Below are 816 nucleotides of genomic sequence, written 5' to 3'. Positions count from 1 at the left end.
GGCCGGACTCACCGCCGGACTGGGCGCCTTGACCGGGGTCGCGGTCGGCCTCGGCGGCGCGGTCTCCGGCACCGGCACCGCCGGTACCGATCTCGGCCTCTCCGCCGGGATCGAAGGCGCCGCCGACACCGTCGCGCAGGTCGGCGCCGACCTCTCCACTCAGATCGGAACCGGCATCCAGGCCGGAATCTCCTCCGCCGCAACCGGTTTGACCGAAGCCACTGCGGGACTCGGCGCCGGGCTCGGCGGAGCGCTGAGCGGCGCGGCCGAAGCAGGCGCAGGCCTGGGCGCCGAACTCAACGGAGCACTCGGCGGCGCAGCCGAAGCCGGCGCCGGCCTGGGCGCAGCCCTCGGCGGAGCACTGAACGCCGGCGGGGAACTCGGCACCGGACTCGAAACCGGACTGGGCGCGGGCCTCGGCGGTGCCCTGAGCGGCGCGGCGGAAGCCGGAGCGGGACTCGGTGCCGCCCTGGGCGGTGCGGCAGCAGCCGGCGCGGGCCTCGGCGGTGCTCTCGGTGGCGCCCTGAACGCGGCCGGTGACCTGGGTGCGAGCCTGTCCGGCGCTGCAGGCGCGGCGACCGGCGTGGGTTCGGAACTGGGCGGTGCCCTGGGTGGTGCGGTCAACGCGGGTGCGGGTCTTGGTGGTGCTCTGGGTGGTGCTGTCAACGCCGGAGCTGATCTTGGAGGAGCGCTGGGTGGTGCGGCCAACGCGGGTGCGTGGTCTCGGAGGAGCGCTCTGGGAGGTGCCCTGGGCGGCGCGGCAGCGGCGGGTGCCGGACTCGGTGGTGCCCTGGGCGGTGCCGCCACGCGGGTGCC

1 pseudogene is annotated in these 816 nt (G+C 76.3%); it reads left to right on the top strand.

Features of this window, described 5'->3' with window-relative positions:
- Positions 1 to 816: pseudogene (locus RJ03_RS27320) on the top strand (IniB N-terminal domain-containing protein); the annotation flags it as partial.

The sequence above is a fragment of the Nocardia aobensis NBRC 100429 genome, from assembly GCF_000308375.1.
Lineage (GTDB): Bacteria > Actinomycetota > Actinomycetes > Mycobacteriales > Mycobacteriaceae > Nocardia > Nocardia aobensis.
The sequence above is the reverse complement of the archived record's forward strand: the minus strand, read 5'-3'. Positions and strand labels throughout refer to the sequence as shown.